The 18,555-nt window shown below is 73.7% G+C and carries 18 protein-coding genes; 8 read left to right on the top strand and 10 right to left on the bottom strand.

From position 1 onward, the window contains the following. The first annotated feature begins 16 nt into the window (after window positions 1–16). A complete protein-coding gene (locus HD595_RS00885) occupies window positions 17–1,537 on the top strand; it encodes an FAD-binding oxidoreductase (RefSeq protein WP_253765030.1) in 1,521 nt (506 codons plus the stop codon). Between the two features lie 110 nt (window positions 1,538–1,647). Here HD595_RS00885 and HD595_RS00880 read toward each other — a convergent pair whose 3' ends face one another. Both HD595_RS00880 and HD595_RS00875 read right to left on the bottom strand, forming a co-directional pair. Then, a complete protein-coding gene (locus HD595_RS00880; RefSeq protein WP_253765029.1) occupies window positions 1,648–2,865 on the bottom strand; it encodes a methyltransferase domain-containing protein in 1,218 nt (405 codons plus the stop codon). Window positions 2,866–2,911: 46 nt separating this feature from the next. Further along, a complete protein-coding gene (locus tag HD595_RS00875; protein ID WP_253765028.1) occupies window positions 2,912–3,691 on the bottom strand; it encodes a cyclase family protein in 780 nt (259 codons plus the stop codon). Between the two features lie 189 nt (window positions 3,692–3,880). Here HD595_RS00875 and HD595_RS00870 point away from each other — a divergent pair, with 189 nt between their 5' ends. The 3 genes from HD595_RS00870 to HD595_RS00860 are packed head-to-tail and all read left to right on the top strand — an operon-like array spanning window position 3,881 to window position 6,590. Beyond that, entirely contained in the window at window positions 3,881–5,056 is a 1,176-nt protein-coding gene (locus HD595_RS00870) for an acyl-CoA dehydrogenase family protein (protein ID WP_253765027.1), read from the top strand. Next, window positions 5,053–5,661, top strand: coding sequence for a dTDP-4-dehydrorhamnose 3,5-epimerase family protein (locus HD595_RS00865; RefSeq protein ID WP_253765026.1), 609 nt, complete (start codon window positions 5,053–5,055; stop codon window positions 5,659–5,661). Before HD595_RS00870 ends, HD595_RS00865 begins: the two co-directional genes overlap by 4 nt. After that, entirely contained in the window at window positions 5,649–6,590 is a 942-nt protein-coding gene (locus HD595_RS00860) for an NAD-dependent epimerase/dehydratase family protein (protein WP_253765025.1), read from the top strand. The genes HD595_RS00865 and HD595_RS00860 overlap by 13 nt, the downstream gene beginning before the upstream one ends. A 72-nt stretch (window positions 6,591–6,662) precedes the next feature. On the opposite strand, the gene HD595_RS00855 is transcribed toward HD595_RS00860, so the two are convergent. The 3 genes from HD595_RS00855 to HD595_RS00845 all read right to left on the bottom strand — a co-directional run bounded on the left by HD595_RS00855 (window position 6,663) and on the right by HD595_RS00845 (window position 10,076). Further along, window positions 6,663–7,772 carry a DegT/DnrJ/EryC1/StrS family aminotransferase gene (locus HD595_RS00855; protein ID WP_253765024.1) on the bottom strand — a complete coding sequence of 370 codons (1,110 nt, stop codon included), beginning with the start codon at window positions 7,770–7,772 and terminating at the stop codon, window positions 6,663–6,665. A gap of 13 nt (window positions 7,773–7,785) precedes the next feature. Beyond that, window positions 7,786–8,577, bottom strand: coding sequence for an AfsR/SARP family transcriptional regulator (locus HD595_RS00850; RefSeq protein ID WP_253765023.1), 792 nt, complete (start codon window positions 8,575–8,577; stop codon window positions 7,786–7,788). Between the two features lie 530 nt (window positions 8,578–9,107). Further along, on the bottom strand, window positions 9,108–10,076 hold the full coding sequence (locus HD595_RS00845; RefSeq protein WP_253765022.1) for a GlxA family transcriptional regulator: 969 nt from the start codon (window positions 10,074–10,076) through the stop codon (window positions 9,108–9,110). A 97-nt stretch (window positions 10,077–10,173) separates the two neighbouring features. On the opposite strand from HD595_RS00845, the gene HD595_RS00840 reads away from it, so the two are divergent. After that, complete coding sequence (locus HD595_RS00840; RefSeq protein WP_253765021.1) at window positions 10,174–10,992, top strand: hypothetical protein; 819 nt, start codon at window positions 10,174–10,176, stop codon at window positions 10,990–10,992. Window positions 10,993–11,023: 31 nt separating this feature from the next. Here the strand turns inward: HD595_RS00840 and HD595_RS00835 are convergent, their stop codons facing one another. Next, window positions 11,024–11,575 carry a helix-turn-helix domain-containing protein gene (locus HD595_RS00835; protein WP_253765020.1) on the bottom strand — a complete coding sequence of 184 codons (552 nt, stop codon included), beginning with the start codon at window positions 11,573–11,575 and terminating at the stop codon, window positions 11,024–11,026. A gap of 65 nt (window positions 11,576–11,640) precedes the next feature. Between HD595_RS00835 and HD595_RS00830 the strand changes: the two genes are divergently transcribed. Next, on the top strand, window positions 11,641–12,480 hold the full coding sequence (locus tag HD595_RS00830) for an alpha/beta fold hydrolase (RefSeq protein ID WP_253765019.1): 840 nt from the start codon (window positions 11,641–11,643) through the stop codon (window positions 12,478–12,480). 41 nt (window positions 12,481–12,521) lie between these two features. On the opposite strand, the gene HD595_RS00825 is transcribed toward HD595_RS00830, so the two are convergent. From HD595_RS00825 to HD595_RS00815, 3 genes are read right to left on the bottom strand one after another with little or no spacing between them, the layout of a single operon-like run. Then, the gene (locus HD595_RS00825; RefSeq protein WP_253765018.1) at window positions 12,522–12,935 is read right to left on the bottom strand and encodes a VOC family protein; all 414 of its coding nucleotides are present in this window, start codon (window positions 12,933–12,935) and stop codon (window positions 12,522–12,524) included. Continuing rightward, window positions 12,883–13,842 carry a helix-turn-helix domain-containing protein gene (locus HD595_RS00820; RefSeq protein WP_253765017.1) on the bottom strand — a complete coding sequence of 320 codons (960 nt, stop codon included), beginning with the start codon at window positions 13,840–13,842 and terminating at the stop codon, window positions 12,883–12,885. The genes HD595_RS00825 and HD595_RS00820 overlap by 53 nt, the downstream gene beginning before the upstream one ends. Before the next feature lie 48 nt (window positions 13,843–13,890). Then, window positions 13,891–14,619, bottom strand: coding sequence for a hypothetical protein (locus HD595_RS00815; protein WP_253765016.1), 729 nt, complete (start codon window positions 14,617–14,619; stop codon window positions 13,891–13,893). A 145-nt stretch (window positions 14,620–14,764) separates the two neighbouring features. Between HD595_RS00815 and HD595_RS00810 the strand changes: the two genes are divergently transcribed. Further along, entirely contained in the window at window positions 14,765–16,876 is a 2,112-nt protein-coding gene (locus tag HD595_RS00810) for an ABC transporter substrate-binding protein (protein WP_253765015.1), read from the top strand. A 69-nt stretch (window positions 16,877–16,945) separates the two neighbouring features. Continuing rightward, a complete protein-coding gene (locus HD595_RS00805; protein ID WP_253765014.1) occupies window positions 16,946–17,710 on the top strand; it encodes a DUF429 domain-containing protein in 765 nt (254 codons plus the stop codon). A gap of 63 nt (window positions 17,711–17,773) precedes the next feature. Here the strand turns inward: HD595_RS00805 and HD595_RS00800 are convergent, their stop codons facing one another. Beyond that, entirely contained in the window at window positions 17,774–18,427 is a 654-nt protein-coding gene (locus HD595_RS00800; protein WP_253765013.1) for a hypothetical protein, read from the bottom strand. Between the last annotated feature and the right edge of the window lie 128 nt (window positions 18,428–18,555).

Below are 18,555 nucleotides of genomic sequence, written 5' to 3'. Positions count from 1 at the left end.
GCTCATGAGGAGTTCCGTGGACGACATCACCCGCACCGCTCCGGCGCCGTGGCCGGAGCCCGTCACCATCGACAAGGCCGACCCGCGCTACCCCGACCTGGCCGGCCGGGGCATCAACGCCCGCTTCCCCGCCGCCCCGGCCGCGATCGGCCTGCCCGCGACCCCCCGGCACGTCGCCGAGCTGGTCGCGGACGCCGTAAGCGCGGGCCGGCGGCTGGCCGTGCGCAGCGGGGGGCACTGCTTCGAGTCGCTCGTCGACCACCCCGAGCTTGACGTGGTGATCGACCTGTCGGAGATGAAGGCGGTCGGCTGGGACCCCGAGCACCGGGCCTTCGCCGTCGAGCCGGGCGCGAGTCTGGGCGCCATGTACCGGACGCTCTTCCTGGGCTGGGGCGTGGCCGTCCCGGCCGGGCGCTGCCCGGAGATCGGCGTGGGCGGGCACGTGCCCGGCGGCGGGGGAGGGGCGCTCTCGCGCCGGTACGGCCTGTCCGTCGACCATCTGTACGGCGTGCAGGTCGTGGTGGCCGACGGCTCCGGCCGGGCCCGCCTGGTGACCGCGACCCGGGAGCCCGGCGACCCGAACCGCGACCTGTGGTGGGCGCACACGGGCGGCGGCGCCGGCGCCTTCGGCGTCGTGACGCGCTACCTGTTCCGCTCCCCGGACGGGGACGGCCGGCTGCTGCCGCCCGCTCCCGCCGCCGTCACGAAGAAGACCGTGCGCTGGTCGTGGGACGACCTGGACGAGGCCCGCTTCGTCGCGCTGGTGCGCGCCTTCGGGCTGTGGCACGAGCGCAACAGCGCGCCGGGCGACCCCGGGGCCCAGCTCGACAACAGCCTCACCCTGCCCCGGGCGGGCGGCGGCGAGGTCACGCTGGAGACCGCCTTCGACGCCGGCCGCCCGGACGCGGCCGAGCTGGCCGACGCCCTCATCGCCGACCTCGGCCGGGCCGCCGGGTCGTCGCCCGAGGTGGCGGCCGAGACGCGGTCCTTCCTCGCGGCGGTGCTCGTGCCCGACGAGTTCGCCGGGGTGAAGGGGCGCTTCAAGTCCAAGGCGGCGTTCCTGCGCTCCTGCTGGGAGGAGGACGTCGTCGCGCGGCTGTACCGCCGCCTCACCGACCAGGCGGGCTACCAGAACCCGGCCGCGGCGTTCTACCTGCTCTCCCACGGCGGCGCGATCAACGCGGTGGGGCAGGAGGAGACGGCCATGGCGCACCGCGACGCGGTGCTCAAGGCGTACGGGTCGGTCTTCTGGTGGGACCCGCGCGAGGACGAGACGCACCTGGGCTGGATCCGGGACACCTACCGCGAGCTGTTCGCCGACGCGGGCGGCGTGCCCGACCCCGATCGCGGCTACGGGGGCGCGTTCGTCAACTACGCGGACGCCGACTTCGCCGACCCGGAGCTGAACCGCAGCGGGGTGCCGTGGCACCGGCTGTACTTCCGCGGCAACTACGCGCGGCTTCAGGAGGTCAAGGGCCGCTGGGACCCGGGCGAGGTGTTCCGGCACGCGCTGTCGGTCCGCCCGCCCGGCGCCTAGCGCACCCGGGCGCAACCGGCGGGACGCCGGGCGACTCCCCGTCGCCCGGCGTCCCGTCGTGTCATCCGGCCGGCCTCACGGACGTCCGGCCGCTCCGGCGAAGGCGCGTCTCACAGGACGCGCACGCTCGGCACGTAGACGATCCACCTGCCGCCCTGCTCGGTGAAGCCCGTCTCCCTGGCCAGGATCTCGTCGGTGTGGTTCCAGGCGAACAGCACCGCGTAGTCCGGGTACGGCCGGCCGAACTCCGCCGCGGACCGGATCGGGATGTGCGACCCGGGCATCAGCCGGCCGATCTTGGCGGGCGTCGTGTCGTACACGCAGGGCAGCAGCTCCGGGCCGATGCCCGCGTAGTTGAGCACCGTGGCGCTCTTGGCGGTCGCCCCGTAGCCGGCCACGCGGGCCCCCTGGTCGCGCAGGTCGCGCAGCAGCTTCACCAGGTCCTCGCAGATCCGGTCGATGCCGGTGCCGAGCCCCTCCAGGGTCTCCAGGTCGTGCAGGCGCCGCTCGGCCTCCTCGGCGATGAGCTCGTCGACGGCGGGCGAGGGCGTCCTGGCCCCGGCGCGGGCGATGGTGTAGCGCACCTCGCCGCCGTGCACCGGCAGGCGCCGCACGTCGACCAGGTCGAAGCCGAAGCGCCGCGCCACCTCGCGCACCGACGTCGCGGTGAACAGGTAGAAGTGCTCGTCGTAGATCTGGTCGAAGGTGTGCCGCTCGACGATGTCGCCCAGGTACGGGTCCTCGAAGACGAACACGCCGCCCGGCTTCAGCAGGGCGTCCACCCCGCGGAAGACCGAGTCCAGGTAGGGGATGTGGCAGATCGTGTTGGCCGCGTAGATGACGTCCGCGTGGCCCTCCTCGGCGGCGATCTGGGCCGCGGTCGACTCCTCGAAGAAGTCGGTGCGCACCCGCACGCCGTCCTTCCTGGCCAGCTCGGCGACGCCGCCGGACGGCTCCACCCCGAGGTGGCGCACGCCGGCGTCCTTGACCACGCCGAGCATGACGCCGTCGTTCGACCCGATCTCCACGCAGAACGGGTCGGGTCCGGTCAGCTCGGCGGCGAGCAGGTCGCGCGCGGTCTGGGCGAAGTGCTCGCGCATGCGCTGCGAGCCGGAGGAGTGGTACGGGTAGTCGTAGTTGAACATCCGCTCGCGGGGCACCTCCTCCAGGAGCTGCACCATGGAGCACGACGCGCACACCCCCACGGCGAGCTGGAAGTAGAACGCGCCGGCGACGTCCTCCTCGGCGCGGAAGTCGTCGGACAGCGGCTGCCTGCCGAAGTCGAAGAACTTCCTGACCTGGCCATCACAGATTCGGCATCTGGTCACATCGGGCTCTTTCTACTCGGCCTACTCGGCTACTCGGGCTACTCGGCTACTCGGCGAAGATGGCGACCGCGCGGGCCCAGCCCGCCCCGGCGCCGGTGATCTTGATGGGGAAGCACGCGACCTGGAAGCCGTCCGGCTGCTCCAGCGCGTCCAGGTTGGCCAGCCGTTCGATCTGGCAGTACTCACGGCTGCGGCCGATGACGTGCGCGGGCCACAGCACGGAGCGGTCGCCGCTCTCCCGGTAGCGGGCGATGACGTCGCCGAACGGCGCGTCCAGGCTGAACGCGTCCGTCCCGATCACCCGCACCCCGTGGTCGAGCAGCAGGTGGACGGCGGGGCCGTCCAGCCCGGTGAACTCGGTGAAGTAGCGCGGGGTGCCCGCCCACGCGGACGCGCCGGTGTTGAGCAGCACGATGTCGCCCGGCCGCGGCCGGCGCCCGGCCCGCTCCATGGCCTTCTCCAGCTCGGCGACCCCGGCCACGGACGTCTCGCACCCGGTCAGGTCGAGCAGCAGCCCAGGGCCGTAGAACCACTCCAGCGGCAGCTCGTGGACGTCGCGCGGCCGGCCGTCGCCGTACGACGCGCGCGACCCGTAGTGCGAGGGGGCGTCCACGTGGGTGCCCGTGTGCGAGGTGAGCTTGATCCGGTCGAGCGACAGGAACTCGCCGTCGGGCAGCTCGGCCGGGTCGAAGTGGACGCCGAAGTGCTCCCGCATCTCCTCGGCCATGTGCGCGGCCCCCTGCGCGGGGGTCAGGATCTCGTGCTCCACGGGGTCGGGCTCCCACGCCTTCGCGTCCACCGCGCTGCTGATGTCGACCAACCGCACCGGATCTCTCCTCCCGTCCCGCCCGGTCCCGCGGACCAGCGGGATCGTCGCCTACGAGCACACCGGCGGCCTCTGGAGGCCGGTTGGAGCGCGGGTGGACCAAACAGGCCGAAGCGCTTCTCCAGCGACCTTCCGGTGACGATCAGCAGGCTGGCCTCAACGGTCCACCCGACGAGCCACGGAGCGACCATGTCACCTGATCTGCGAACACCGGTGTCCGCCGAGGGGCGGCGCCTGCTCGAACTCCTGCGCCCCTACCTGCCCGTCCTCAAGGAGGAGGCGGCGGCGAACGACCGCGCGGCCGCCCTGCCCGCGCACCTGTTCGCCCGGATGCGCAAGGACGGCGTCATGGGCGCCACCGTCCCCGGCGACCACGGCGGGATCGGGGTCACGCGGATGCACGACGTCGCCGTGGCGCTGCACGAGCTGGCCCAGGCCGACGCGGGCGTGGCCCTGGCCCTGCACATGCAGTTCAGCCGCGGCCTGACGATGACCTACGAGGCCAGGCACGGCGCGCCGAACGCGCGGCGCCTGGCCAGCGACATCCTGCGCCAGATGGCCGCCGGCGAGGCCGTGGTGTGCGGCGCCGTCAAGGACACCAGGCAGGTGACGGCCCTCACCCGCGGCGACGACGGCGTCTACCGGCTCACCGGCCGCAAGACGCTGGTCAGCATGGCGCCGATCGCCACCCACTTCGTCATCTCCGCGCAGCTCCACGAGCCGGGCCAGCCGGTACGGCTGGCCGCCCCCGTGGTGCCCCGGCACACCCCGGGCCTGACCGTGGAGGACAACTGGGACGGCATGGGCATGCGCTCCTCCGGCAGCGTGGACATCCTCTTCGACGCGTGCCCCGTCCCGGAGGAGAACGTGCTGCCGCGCGGGCTGCTCGACGAGCCCAGCGACGCCGCCCTGGCCGGCCAGACGGTGTCCTCGATCACGATGCTCGGCATCTACGTGGGGCTCGCCGAGGCCGCCCGCGACCTCGCGGTGGCCGCCACCCGCAAGCGCGGCGAGCCGCAGTCCGGCGTGCGGACGCTGCTGGCCGAGATCGACGCCCGCCTGTACGCGCTGCGCTGCGCCGTCACGCACGCGCTGGCCGAGGCCGACCGGCTGTCGGACGATCTCAGCGGCGACCCGGACGAGCGCGGGCGTGGCATGATGACCCCGTTCCAGTACGCCAAGTTCCTGGTGAACAAGCACGCGGTGGGCATCGTCGACGACTGCGTGACCGTGGTGGGCGGCGCCGCCTACACGGGCAAGCACCCGCTGTCGAAGCTGTACCGGGACGTCCGCGCGGGAGGATTCATGCACCCGTACAACCACGCCGACGCGGTCGACTACCTCAGCGCCCAGGCGCTGCGGTGAAGGCGCGCGAGCTGGCGGTGGCCGGCGCCTACGAGTTCATCCCCGAGATCTTCCCCGACGACCGCGGGCTGTTCGTCTCGCCGTTCCAGCACGCCGCCTTCGAGGCCGCGGCCGGGCACCCGCTGTTCCCGGTGCGCCAGACCAACCACAGCCGCTCGCGGCGCGGCGTGGTGCGGGGCGTCCACTACACCGTCACCCCGCCGGGCACGGCCAAGTACGTCTACTGCCCCCAGGGGCGCTCGCTGGACATCATCGTGGACGTCAGGACCGGCTCGCCCACCTACGGCCGGTGGGAGGCGGTGCTGCTCGACCCGCGCGACTTCCGCTGCCTGTACTTCCCCGTGGGCGTGGGCCACGCGTTCGTGGCCCTGGAGGACGACACCGTGATGTCGTACATGCTGTCCCAGGAGTACATGCCGGAGCACGAGCTGGCGCTGTCGGCCCTGGACCCGGAGCTCGGCCTGCCCATCCCGGAGGAGCTGGAGGAGACGATCCTGTCGCCCCGGGACGGGGCGGCGCCGACGCTGGAGGAGGCGCGGCGGGCGGGGCTGCTGCCCTCGTACGCCGCCTCCCTGGAGGTGGAGCGGGCGCTGTGGGGCCGGTGAACGGGGAGGGCGCGCCCGGGCGGGTGATCGTCCTCGGCGGGTCGGGAAGCGTCGGCAGGCAGGTGTGCGCGGCCTTCGCCGCCCGGGGCTGGGACGTGCTCGCGGTGGCCCGCCACGCGGCCCCGCACCTGGAGCCGTACCCGTTCGCCGCCCTGGACGTCACGGCGACCGAGCCGCGGCGGATCGCCGAGCTGGTCTCGACGGCCCGCGCGGTCGTCAACGCGGCCGGCGGGTGGGGCGACACCACCGAGGAGATGACGTACTCGCACATCAGGCTGGTGGACCGGCTGCTGGAGGGGCTCGCCCAGGCGCCCTGCCGGCCGCGCCTGGTGCACGTGGGCTCGGTCCACGAGTACGGTCCGGTGCCGCACGGCACGCTGCTCACCGAGGACGTCGAGCCGGCGCCCGTCACCCCGTACGCGCGGGCCAAGCTGGCCACCTCCCAGGCGGTCCTGACGGCCGTGGAGCGGCACGGGATCGACGCGGTGGTCCTGCGGGCGGCCAACATGTCGGGGCCGTACCCGCCGCAGGAGAGCTTCCTCGCGGCGCTGGCGGGCCGGATCCGGCGGGCCCTGGAGACGGGCGAGACGCTGGAGCTGAGCGTCGCCGACGCGCGGCGCGACTTCGTGGACGTGCGCGACGTGGCCGAGGCGATCGAGCGGGCAGCCCGGGCACCGGTGGGCGGCCAGGTGATCAACGTCGGTCTCGGCGAGGCGCTGCCGATCGGCTGCCTGGTCGAGTGGCTGATCGAGGCCGCGGGCTTCCCCCAGGACCGGATCAAGCACCTCGACCAGGAGGTGCGCAGCAAGGGCGGCGACTGGACCCTGATGGACATCCGGCGGGCCCGCGAGCGGCTGGGGTGGCGGCCGCGCACCGCGCCGCGCGCGTCGATCCGCGACCTGTGGCGCTCCTCGACGGAGACCGCCTGAGCGGTCCCGCACCTGTCCCGCACCTGGAGCATGTGACGGCGGAGGCGGCCTGAGGCCGCCTCCGCCGTCATGTCAGGCGTCGAGCACCGAGCGCAGCGCCGAGATCACCTTGTCCTGGGTGTCGGCCGCCAGCGACGGGTACATCGGCAGCGAGAAGATCTCCCCGGCCAGCCGCTCCGTCACCGGCAGCGACCCCTTGCCGTAGCCGAGGTGCGCGAAGCCGGTCATGGTGTGCACCGGCCACCGGTAGCTGACGTTCAGGTGGATGTCGTAGGCGTCGAGCGCCTCGATGACGCGGTCCCGTTCGGGGTGCCGCACGACGTAGACGTAGTGGACGTGGTCGTTGCCCTCGGCCAGCGAGGGCAGTACCAGCCCGGGGACGTCGCCCAGCCCCTCCTCGTAGCGCCGGGCGACCTCGCGCCGGCCGGCGATGTAGGTGTCGAGCCGCCGCAGCTTGCGCCGCAGGATCTCCGCCTGCACCTCGTCGAGCCGGCTGTTGTGGCCCGGCGTCCGGACGACGTAGTACTGCTGCTCCATGCCGTAGTAGCGCAGCCGGCGCAGGTTGGCGTCCACCTCGGGGTCGGCGGTCACCGTGGCGCCGCCGTCGCCGTACGCGCCGAGCACCTTGGTCGGGTAGAAGGAGAAGGCCGCCGCGTGCCCCATGGTGCCCGCCAGGGCGCCGTGGTGGCGCGCGCCGTGCGCCTGGGCGCAGTCCTCCAGCACCCGCAGCCCGTGCCGCTCGGCCAGCTCCAGCACCGGGCGCATCTCGACGCACTGCCCGTACAGGTGGACGGGCAGCAGGCAGCGCGTACGCGGGGTGATCGCCGCCTCCAGCAGCGTGGTGTCCATGAGGTAGTCCTCGTCCCTCACGTCCACGAACACGGGCGTCGCGCCCACCGCGTCGATGGCCACCACCGTCGGTGCCGCCGTGTTCGACACGGTGATCACCTCGTCGCCCGGGCCTATCCCGAGCGCCTGCAGGCCCAGGACAATCGCGTTGGTGCCGTTGTCCACGCCCACGCAATGGGGCAGGCCGTGGTAGGCGGCGAACTCCCGCTCGAACGACTCAACGCTCCTGCCCAGGATGAGCTGGCCCGACTCGAACACGGTCTCCACCGCGTCCAGGATGTCGGCGCGCTCCTGGTGATATTCCTGCAGGTAGTTCCACACATAGGTCGACAATGCAGTCGCTCCTTTATCCGGCGATCCTGACCAGGTCGAGCTTCGGGTCCGAGCGCAAGATGGCCTGCTGGAGGTGCTGGAGGCGGGCCGACGGCTCGACGCCCAGCTCGCTGACCAGCGTGGTGCGCAGTTTGATGAAGTTCTCCAGGGCCTGGCTCTTACGGCCCGACCGGTGCAACGCGATCATGAACTGGGCCCAGAAGTTCTCGTGCATCGGGTACCTCGCGGTCAGCGCGGACAGCTCGGCCAGCAGCCCGACGTGCCGGTTCAGCCGGAGGTCGGTCTCGATGCGCGCCTCCAGCACGCCGAGCCGGCTCTCCTCCAGCCGGGCCACCTCGACCCCGATCCGCAGCCCGGCGTGGACGTCGACGAGCGCCTCGCCGCGCCAGATGTCCAGCGCGTCGCGGAACAGCGCCGAGGCCGACTCCCACTGACCGGCCTCGAACGCCTGCTTGCCGGCGGCGGAGAGCTGCTCGTAGCGGTGGACGTCCACGTCGCCCGGGTCGATGTCGAGCAGGTACCCGCCGTAGCAGGTCCGCAGGACGTTCTTCGCCGCGTCGGTGCGGGTGGCGCCGAGCGCCGCGGCGATGCCCCTGCGGACCTGGAGGATGTAGGTCTGCAGGGTGGACAGCGCACTCGTCGGAGGGTGCATCCCCCACAGCTCCTCGACGAAGGACGCCACGGTCACCACGGTGCCGGCGTGCAGCGCCAGCAGTGAGAAGACCTGGCGGGGCTTGCGCGGGATCGGTGTGATCGACATCCCGTTCTGGCTCGCGACGAGCGGTCCTAACAGCTTGACTTCCATTGGGAGAGCGTCCCCCTTAACGCACATGTGGAAATTCGGTCACGATCTGGCGGGTCTTCACCCCCCTCGACCCGTCTGATGGGACTCTCCTATTTTGACCATGTCAAGGACATTCCCTCCACAAAAGCGTGAGCCCGACATATCCCTCCGTGAATAATTCACGAAAGACGCGTGGATGTTTCATGTTCGGTAGGCCGTATTGCGGTGAGGGATAGGGGGCGGACTCTACGCTCCGGCCGCCCGCGGCGCCCCGGAGCGGCCCTGATGGATTCCGGGTGGATCCCCGGAGGCGGCCGGGCGAACTCTTCGCGTACGGCCGGAAGCGGTGCGGAAGGAGGATGTCATGCCTCCGACATCCGGCACCGAGGGGTAAAACGTCTTCATCGTGAAGGGTCGCCGCTGCGAAATTCAGCGGGCGGTGAGCGCAGATGCGAGGGAAATGCGGAAGGGGGTGACCGTTTTGCGATGATGACAAATCGGCGGGCCGAATAAAGGTGGGTTCTGCCCTGGCCCGAGCGCGATTCAGGCGCTCACCGGGACCGCGCGGACTGGGTCGCGCGGTAGTGGGAGGGCGGCACTCCGTACCGGTCCGTGAACGCCTGGCGGAGCGTCTCGGCGTTGCCGAACCCGCAGCGCGCCGCGACGGCCGCCATCGGCAGCCGGGTGGTCGCGAGGAGCTGGGCGGCGGCCTCGGTGCGGGCCCGCCGGACGAACCGGGCCGGCGTCAGGCCGAGGTGGCGCAGGAAGAGCCGCGACAGGTGCCGCTCGCTGACCCCCGCGCGCTCGGCCAGCCGCGCCGTGGACAGGTCATCGGCCAGGTCCGCCGTGACGTGCTCCACGACCCGCCGCACGACGCCGTCGCCGGGCGGCGGCGCGGCCGTGAACATGCTCATCTGCGCCTGGTTGCCCGGCCGCTGGAGGTAGGTCACGAGCTGGCGGGCCACCGACCGGGCCACGCCGCCGCCGTGGTCCTCCTCGATGAACGCCAGCGTGAGGTCCAGCGCGCTGGTCACCCCGGCGGCGGTGGCCACGGAGCCGTCCCTGACGAAGATCGGGTCGGGGTCGAAGCAGACCGCCGGGTAGCGGACGGCGAACGCCCGCGCCCAACCCCAGTGGGTCGTGGCGCGCCGCCCGTCCAGCAGCCCCGTGGCGGCGAGGACGCCCGCGCCCGTGCAGACCGACGCCACGCGGCGGCTCTCCCGGGCCAGACGGCGCACGTGCGCGACGATGCCCTGGTCGGCCGCCGCCGCCCCGTGCCCGATGCCGCCGGAGACGAGCAGGGTGTCCAGCGGCCCGGTGACGCGTTCGAGCGCGCCCTGCGCCTGGATCGTCAGCCCGGTGCCGCACGTGACCGGCCGGCCCCCGGGCGTGACCAGCGTCACCTCGTACGGCGGTGGCGGCCCCTCCATGTTGGCCATCACCAGAGGGGTGGTGACGCACGCGATGTCGAGCAGCTCCGCCGCCTCGTAGCCCACGATCACGACCCGCCGGACGTCCATGCCTGGAATCTAGGGCAGAAGGACCGGTGTCCCAAGTTTCCGGACACATCCGCGGCCGCGGGTTCGGCGCGGCCGCCCGCGGCCCCACAGTCGCACCATGACGACCTCCCTCCCCCCGCAGGCGATCGGGCCCGTGAACCGGTGGCGTTTCCTGGGCCACTTCGCCGAGATGCTCGTCGCGATGATCCTCGGCATGGTGCTCCTCGGCCCGCTCTGGGAAGCGCTGCCCGGCGGGCCCGCCCTGCTCGCCCGCCCGGACGTCGCCGTCCTGGTGATGGCCACGGACATGACCGCCGGCATGGCGCTCTGGATGCGCTATCGCGGCCATGGCCGGGGCGCGATCGCGGAGATGGGCGCGGCGATGTACGCCCCGTTCGCCGTGCTGCTGGTGCCCTACTGGGCCGGGCTGCTGCCCGGCCACGCCCTCATGGTGGCCGGGCACGTGCTCATGGTCCCGGCGATGCTGCTGGTGATGCTGCGGCGCCGCGCCGAGTACGGCGCCGCGCACCACCACCACCGGACGGCGGAGCGCGGCCTGCTGGAGCGGCGCTGGCCCACGCTGCTCGGCCTGGTCATGACGCTCGCCTGCTGGGTGGACCCGATGCTCCCGCCCGCGCCGGTCCTGCTGGTGCTGCCGGGCACGTACCTGGTGATCGGGCTGTTCCGCCGCACGCTGCGCGGCCCCGGCGTCGTCGCGCTCCAGCTCGCCGGCCTGGCGGGGTACGCCGCCCTCACGCTCGCGGCCCTCGCGGCCGATCCGGCCGCGGCCCGCTACCTGATCGCCGCCGGCTGGCTGGCGCACGCCGTGTGGGACGCCGCCCACTTCGTCACCCGCCGGGTCGTGCCGCGCGACTACGCCGAGTGGTGCGGCGTCGTGGACCTCGTCGTCGGCGTGACGATCCTCTTCGTGCTCTGAGCGGTCGGACCGGAAGCGGGACCGGCACCGGCTAGCCTCCGGCCGGAGGCGTGGGCGGCTGCCCGGCGGGGAACAGGATCGCGCTGAGGAGATAGGGTGCGCGGCCCGGCGCGGGCGCGTTGGCCAGCCGGTCGCGCAGCACCGCGAGCAGGTCGGCCGTCATCGCGGTGAGCTCGTCGGGGCTCAGCCACAGGGTGCCCTGCCGGTAGGAGACCGAGTCGGCGGCCGGGTCGGCGCCCTCGCGGTCCAGGTAGGCGTTGAACTCGGCGATCAGGACGGCCATGGCCGCGGCGAACCCGCGGCGGTGGTCGTCGGGGGACATCGCGGCGGCCGCGCCGGCGTCGATCGCGGGCCGGTCCCGGCGCAGCCGGTAGCGGCGCTCGACGGCGCCGCGCACCCGCTGCTCACCGTCCACCTCCACGAACCCGCCCTCGGTGAGCTGGGCGACCTGGCGGTAGAGCGTGATCTTCGGGATCTCGGGCATGCGGGCGCACATCTGCGCGACGGTCAGCGTGCCCGCGGCGGACAGGGCGTGCACGATGCGCAGCCGCACGGGGTGCAGCAGCTGCTCGACAGGGTCCATGGCCCAACGATTTCATATGAGATACCGTTATCAAAAGTGAAAACGTTGAGGCGGAGGTGATCGGCATGCGCGAGCTGCCGGGACGGGCGGTGCCGGTGAACGGCCGGCACGTCTACGTCGAGGAGTCCGGCGAGGGGCCGGGGTGGGTGGTCTTCGAGGCGGGCGCGGGCTGCGGCCGCACCTGCTGGGACCCGGTGCTGGCGCCGCTGGCCGGCAAGGCGCGGCTGGTGGCCTACGACCGCGCCGGACGCGTGGCCGACGGCCGCGCCACCGGCCGGCTCTCCATCGACGACCTGGCCGCCGACCTGGTCGCCATGACCGAGGCCGTCGTCCCGGGCGGATTCGTGCTCGTCGCGCACAGCATGGGCGGCCTGGTCGCCCGCCGTGCCGTCGAGCGCCTGGGGCCCCGGCTGCGGGGCCTGCTGCTGGTCGACCCCACACCGGAGACCTCCCCGGTGTACGACACCTGGGACCGGACCGTCGAGAAGGTCGACCGCATGCTGGCCGTGACGCAGACGCTCACCCGATTCCCTCCCCTGGCGCGGCTGTTCAGCGGCGACATGAGGCGCCTGTACTCCGCCGACACCTACCGCACCATGCTCGCGGAGGACTTCACCCCCGCCGGGACCTCCCAGACCCGCAGGGAGATGCGGGCGGTGGCCGCCGCCATCCCGCAGTTCCGCGCCAGGCCGCCCCGGCCCCCGAAATGCCCGACGATCGTGCTGTCCGCGGCCCGCCCCGCCAAGGGGCGAGAAGCTCAACACGCCTCCATCCGCGAGCACCAGCGCCGCTACGCCGAGACCCTGCCCGACGGGTGCCACGAGGACGTCGCCTCGGGGCACCTCATCCAGGCCGAGCAACCACGCCTCCTCGCCGACCGGACGAGCGAGCTCCTCACCCACTGATCACCGGGCCTCCGGCCGCGTTCCGGGACGGCGGCCCGGGGTCAGGCGCGGCGGGGCTCTCCCCGGTACGAGCCGAAGGACCACAGGTTGCCCTCCGGGTCGCGGACCGCGAACTCGCGCGAGCCGTAGTCCGTGTCGCGCGGCCCGTACAGCACCTCCGCCCCGGCCTTCACGGCCCGCTCGAACAGCGCGTCGGGGTCGTCGGTGACGGCGTACGCGCCGAACGTGCCGGGCGGCAGCCGCCAGGGGTTCTCCTCGTCGCCCTCCCGGTCGGAGCCGAGCATGATCCCGCCGCCGGGCGGCCAGTCGAGCTGGGCGTGGTCGACGCGCTCGCCCTCGCCGTACACGGCGGTCTCCTCGAAGCCGAACGCCTCGACGAGGAACGCGATGAGCCCGCGGGCGTTACGGGCGCGCAGCGTGGGCCAGACCTGGGGTGCCGGTGTCGTTGTCGTCATGCTCATCATGGTGCGCCGGGGGAGGCGGCCCGGGCTTGGACGTTTCGGAACCGCGGGTGATCGTGTCGTGAGACTCCTCCACCAGGCCCGCGTCCTCCACCAGCCCGGCGTCCTCGGCGAGCCAGCGGGAGGGCGGGCACCCGGCGAGGTCGCGGAACTCCCGGGCCAGGTGCGCCTGGTCGTAGTAGCCGCACGCGGCGGCCAGGTCGGCCAGCCGCGGCGGCCGGCCGCCCGTGACGCGGCGCTGCAGGAGCCGGCGCGCCCGGTCGAACCGGATCACCCGGGCGGCCGCCTTGGGCGACAGCCCGATCTCGGCGGCGAACCGGGAGCCCAGATGGCGGGCGCTCCAGCCGACGTCGCGGGCCAGCTCGCCCACCGGCACCCCGCCGCCGCCCGCCAGCAGCGCCCGCCAGGCCCGCCGGACCTCGGCGGGCACCTCGGCACCGCGCCGCGCGGCCCGGCGCAGCAGCAGCTCGTCCAGGACCGCGAACCGCGCCGCCCAGTCCGGCGCCGCGTTCAGGCGCTCGTGCAGCTCGTGCGCGGCACGGCCGAGCAGGTCGGCCCCGTCCACGTCCAGCCCGCTCAGCTCGCCCGCCGGCACGCCCAGCAGCGCGCGGGCGCCCAGCGGGCTGAGCGCGAGCTGCACGCCGGCCTGCCGCCCTTCGTGGGTGACCAGCGCGGGCGCGGTGTGCAGGCCCCCGGCCAGCGTGTCGTAGCGTCCCGGGGCCTGCGCCGGGTCGGGGTGGGCCGCGATGACGAGCGGGTCGTCGAGGGCCACGATGAGCGTCAGGAACGGCGACGGCAGTCCCCGGTGCAGGCCGGGGACCGCGCCGCGCTCGCGGTAGCCGTGGTAGTGCGCGATCAGCGGACGCAGCGGGGGAGCGGGCGTCCCGTACGCCATCTCCATACCGGCACCCTACCCGCGCCGCCGTCGCCGAGCGGGCTCGTGGGATCGTCAACGCAGGCGTTCGAGGGCCTGTCGCCACGCCTTGAGCGTGAACTCGGCGGAGTAGGCGTCCACGGGGCCGAAGGCGTCGGTGAAGGTCTCCAGGACCAGTCTCCCCGACCTGACCACGATGAGGTTCGTCTCGCCCGGCCGGGTGTTCCCCCACACGCCGGCCGGGGTCACGCGCTTGAACCCGCTCACCGTCGCGCCGGGGATGTCCGGCAGCACGTCCTCGGAGAGCCTCCGCACCCGGATCGTGATGGTCTTCCCTCCATGTCTCGCGCGGAACGCGCCGCACCCGCGTGGAAGCCGCCCTTCGACCGCCGCCCGTGGCAGGTCGCCGGGCACCGAGACGAGCGTCTCGCCCAGGGCCCTGTCACCCCACATCTCGACCGCGGCCGCCGGAGCGTCGGGGAACCGCGCCACCTTGGCGGGGTCGAACAGCAGGCCGGCCGTGGCCGAGGTCCGGCACCGGGCGGGCACGAGGCGGCCGGCCCAGCTCCGCTGCCTGGTCCTCCCGGCGAGGAAGCGCGCCGCGGTGCCGGTCGCCACATGACGCACCTCGTAGCCGGACAAGCCGTCGTCCGTCGTGAGCAGGGCGTTCCTCAGCTCTCCCGCGGTGTGCTCCCACGCCGGCCGGTCCGAGGCGAGGGCCGGCGCGGACGGGGACAGCGCGGGCAGGGACAGCGCGGGGACGCACAGCAACGCCGCCGCGGCGGACTTCGCGATGTGTTTCATGCCGGCCACCGTGCTCGACGGCCCGTATAGGCAGCCGTATACAGCTTCCGTATATCTGCGCATATATGGCTTCGACCAGCGTTTCTTGCGGCGGAGGTCCTCCGTCCGCTATCTCGATGTCACGACGAACGGGGGCGAGCCGGTCATGGACATCCGGGTTCTGGGACCCATCGAGATCCGGTGGGGGGACACGTCATCCCGGCTCACCGCGCCGAAGGAGTGCGCGCTCCTGGCCGCGTTGCTGGCCAGTCCCAACGAGCCAGTGCCGACCGCGCGGCTGATCGACGCCCTGTGGCCCGGCGACCCGCCTCCCTCCGCGAGCCACAACCTCCGGCTCTACGTGACCAGGCTGCGCCGGAGGCTCGGCGACGGCGACCGTGTCGCGCGCCTGGAGCGCGGGTACGCCCTCGCCGTCCGGCCGGAGGAGGTCGACGCTCTCCGGTTCGAGCGAGCGCTCGACAGAGCCCGGGCGGGCGGCGGCCCGGCGGACGCCGCCGGTGTCGCCGCGCTGTACCGCGAAGCTCTCGAACCGTGGCGGGGCAGCGCCTTCGAAGGCGCCGACCTGGGCGGCGGCGCGGGGAGGGACTACGCGGTGCGCCTGGACGAACTGCGTGCCGCGGCGATCGAGGAATGGGTCGACGTCGAACTGGACCTCGGCCGTCATCGAGCGCTCATCGGTGAGCTGCGCGCGCTCACGGCCGCCCACCCCCTGCGTGAACGGCTACACGCTCAGCTCATGCTCGCCCTCTACCGCTCGGGACGGCAGGCCGAGGCGCTGGACGCCTACCAGGCCGCGCGCAGGGTCATCGTGGCGGAGCTCGGCCTCGAACCGGGCCCCGAGCTGCGCGGCCTGGAGTCGGCCATCCTGGCCGGCGATCCCGCGCTCGACCACGTGCCAGGCCGGGCCGATCCCGTTCGCTCGGCCCCGGTACGGTCCGGCCGTGCCTCCCGGCTCCGGAAGGTCGCGGCCGCGCTCGTCGTGGCCCTCGCCGTCGCGGTCTACGCCTCCCGTTCCGGCGCGCGAGGGCTCACGCCGGCGCCCGCGGCGGCGACCCCGGCCGGCCCGGCCGGCCCTGCCGGACCGGCCGTCCCGGCGACCCCGGCGCCGGGAGCGGCCGGGGGCGACGGCGTCCTGACCGTGGGCACCCTGCTGCCCCGCACCGGGCTGCTCTACTTCATCGGCTCGTCCACCGGCAACGGCGCGCGGCTGGCCGTCGAGGACGTGAACGCGGCGGGCGGTGTGCTCGGCAGGCCGGTCCGGCTCCTCGAAGCGGATTCCGGCGACACGAGTCCCGACATCGCGACGAGCCAGGCGGCCGGCCTCGTCGAACGGGGCGTGGACCTCGTCGTCGGTCCCGCGTCCAGCACGCTCTCCCTGCGCGTCCTGGACGAGGTCACCGACGCCGGCGTCACGATGATCTCCCCGGCCGCGACCGCGGGCGAACTCACCGACGCGTACGACCAGGGCATGTACTTCCGGACCGTGGCCGCCGACACCCTGCAGGGCGAGCTGCTCGGCCGGCTCGCCGCCGAGGAGGGCAACCGTACCGCGATGATCGTCACGCTGGACGACGCCTACGGCGATGACGTGTCCGGCGGCGCCCGGCGAGCGCTGGCCGCCCATGGCGTGAAGGTGCTCGACCGCCTGGTGTACCGGCCCGGGACCCGGGACTTCGCCCGGTACGCCGCCCGCGTCGCCGAGGCCCGCCCGGACGCTCTGGTGATGATCGGATTCGAGGAGACCGTGCCCTTGATCCGCGAGCTGGCCCGGCGTGGCCTCACCGCCCGTGACCAGAACTGGTACCTGACCGACGCCAACCTCGTCCAGTACGCCGACAGGGTCCCCGCGGGAGTGCTGGCGGGCGCGCAGGGCACGCTCGCCGGAAGCGACCCCGCCGGCGCGTTCGCGGCCCGCATGAGGAGGGCCGATCCCCAGCACGACGACCTCGGCTACGCGGCGGAGGCGTACGACGCGGTGGTGCTGGGGGCCCTGGCGGCCGAGGCGGCGCACAGCGATCTCGGCCAGTCGATCGCGGCGCGCCTGGCGGAGGTGAGCTCCGGCGGGCGGCGGTGCACGTCCTACCGGGACTGCGCCGCGCTGGTGCGGGCGGGCGTCGACATCGACTACGACGGGCTCAGCGGGCGCATCGAGTTCGACAGCAACGGTGACGTGCGGGAAGGGAGCTTCGGCGTCTACCGCTACGACGAGTCCAACCACTACGAACGGGTGGCCACGCGCACGGTCGGCCACCCTTGACCCCGGGCCTCCCGCCCCTGCGCGTGAGCGAGGCCCCGTGGCCGGGAGCCCGAGCCCTATCGTGGAGGCATGCTGACCGTCGGCGTCGACCTGGCCGCCGAGGCCGTGCGGACCGCGGTGGCGTGGCTCGACTGGCGCGACGGCCGGGCGCGGCTCGTCCGGGTGGAGACCGTGGCGGACGACGCCCTCGTCGTCGAGGCGGTGGCAGGGGCGGTGACGGCCGACGGCAGGGCGGGGATCGACTGTCCCCTCGGCTGGCCCGACCGGTTCGTCGACTTCGTCGCCGCGCACCGCGCCGGGCGCGTCCGGGTGCCGGAGGGGCGCGCGGGCCGCGACTGGCGGCGCGACCTGGCGTTGCGGGTCACCGACCAGGTGGTGCGCGAGCGGACCGGGCTGACGCCGCTGAGCGTGTCGGCCGACCGCATCGGGCACGCCACCATGCGCTGCGCCGCCCTGCTGGCCGAGCTGGCGCGGCGGGGCGCTCCCGTGGAGCGGGGCGGGGGCGGCGCGGTCGTGGAGGTGTACCCGGCGGCCTGCCTGAAGCTGTGGGGGCTGCCGTACCGGGGGTACAAGCGCGCCGCCAACCTCGCCGAGCTGGGCCGGCTCGTGGACCGGCTGCTCGCCGAGGCGCCGTGGCTGGACCTCGGCCCGTACGAGCGGCTCTGCCGGGCCTCGGACGACGCCACGGACGCCGTCGTGTCCGCGCTCGCCGCCCGGGCCTCGGCCCTCGGCCTGGTCACCGTCCCGGAGGGGCGCCAGGCCGCCCCGGCCGCCACGGAGGGCTGGATCGCCCTGCCCACGGCGCCCCTGGGCCGCCTGGCCCCGGCCGGGTGACCCCATCGGTCCTCCGTGTACGAGCCGTGCGACGCGTGACGGCCTCACCCCGGCCGGCGCGGGTCAGGGATAGTACGTGGCGAGCCGCTTCCTGATCGCGGCGACGGTGTCGTCGAAGGGCACGGGCCGCGGGTCGCCGTCGCGGTAGTCGAGGAGCTGGACGGCGTACACGGCGGTGCCCTGCCGCACCACGGCCACCCACCAGTGCTGGGTCTGGGGGTAGGGGTTGAGGCCGGAGGTGACGCGCAGGACGTCCACGCCGCCGGCCTCGCCCGCCTTCGTGACGTCGAGGACGAACGAGCCGGACTCGCCCGGCGGGTTGCGGTCGACGCAGGTGGCCAGGTCGGCCCGCCACTGCCGCTCGAAGGCCGCCGCCGCGTCCGCGCTGGGGAAGACCCACACGTCGTTGTAGGCGTGGAACCAGGTCGGGGTGGAGAAGCGGGCGCTGAGGCCCGCGCTCGCGCCCGTGGCGCGCCCGTACCGCCAGCAGGTCGGGCCGGTGACGGCGGGCTCGAAGTACGGGTTGATCCACGGCTCCCCGTACGCCTCGCCGGCCGGGGGCTGCTCCGCCGGGGTCAGCAGGACCCGGCGGTCGACACCGTCCCGGGTGACGGCGCTGTGGGTGACGGGGACGGCGTTCGCGGGGGGTGTGGTGAGGAGCATCGCGAGGGCGACCGTGGCGCTGCCGAGGGTGACGCGAGCTGCGGATAACGGCATGAAGCATCCTCATCTCTCGACGACTTGACCATTGTGATCATCTGATTCCACGGACGGGAGTCATGTCAATGCCGCGGAAAAAGGAAGATCCCCGGGAGGGCAGGCTCCCGGGGATCTTCGTGTCAGGC

This window comes from Nonomuraea roseoviolacea subsp. carminata, assembly GCF_024172185.1.
Lineage (GTDB): Bacteria > Actinomycetota > Actinomycetes > Streptosporangiales > Streptosporangiaceae > Nonomuraea > Nonomuraea roseoviolacea.
The sequence above is the reverse complement of the archived record's forward strand: the minus strand, read 5'-3'. Positions and strand labels throughout refer to the sequence as shown.

Bases quoted from the DNA above. Each gene is read 5' to 3' on its own strand.
- HD595_RS00870 (WP_253765027.1), top strand. From the start codon at position 3,881: ATGTCACCTGATCTGCGAACACCGGTGTCCGCCGAGGGGCGGCGCCTG.
- HD595_RS00850 (WP_253765023.1), bottom strand. From the start codon at position 8,577: ATGGAAGTCAAGCTGTTAGGACCGCTCGTCGCGAGCCAGAACGGGATG.
- HD595_RS00845 (WP_253765022.1), bottom strand. From the start codon at position 10,076: ATGGACGTCCGGCGGGTCGTGATCGTGGGCTACGAGGCGGCGGAGCTG.
- HD595_RS00840 (WP_253765021.1), top strand. From the start codon at position 10,174: ATGACGACCTCCCTCCCCCCGCAGGCGATCGGGCCCGTGAACCGGTGG.
- HD595_RS00835 (WP_253765020.1), bottom strand. From the start codon at position 11,575: ATGGACCCTGTCGAGCAGCTGCTGCACCCCGTGCGGCTGCGCATCGTG.
- HD595_RS00830 (WP_253765019.1), top strand. From the start codon at position 11,641: ATGCGCGAGCTGCCGGGACGGGCGGTGCCGGTGAACGGCCGGCACGTC.
- HD595_RS00825 (WP_253765018.1), bottom strand. From the start codon at position 12,935: ATGACGACAACGACACCGGCACCCCAGGTCTGGCCCACGCTGCGCGCC.
- HD595_RS00820 (WP_253765017.1), bottom strand. From the start codon at position 13,842: ATGGAGATGGCGTACGGGACGCCCGCTCCCCCGCTGCGTCCGCTGATC.
- HD595_RS00815 (WP_253765016.1), bottom strand. From the start codon at position 14,619: ATGAAACACATCGCGAAGTCCGCCGCGGCGGCGTTGCTGTGCGTCCCC.
- HD595_RS00810 (WP_253765015.1), top strand. From the start codon at position 14,765: ATGGACATCCGGGTTCTGGGACCCATCGAGATCCGGTGGGGGGACACG.
- HD595_RS00805 (WP_253765014.1), top strand. From the start codon at position 16,946: ATGCTGACCGTCGGCGTCGACCTGGCCGCCGAGGCCGTGCGGACCGCG.
- HD595_RS00800 (WP_253765013.1), bottom strand. From the start codon at position 18,427: ATGCCGTTATCCGCAGCTCGCGTCACCCTCGGCAGCGCCACGGTCGCC.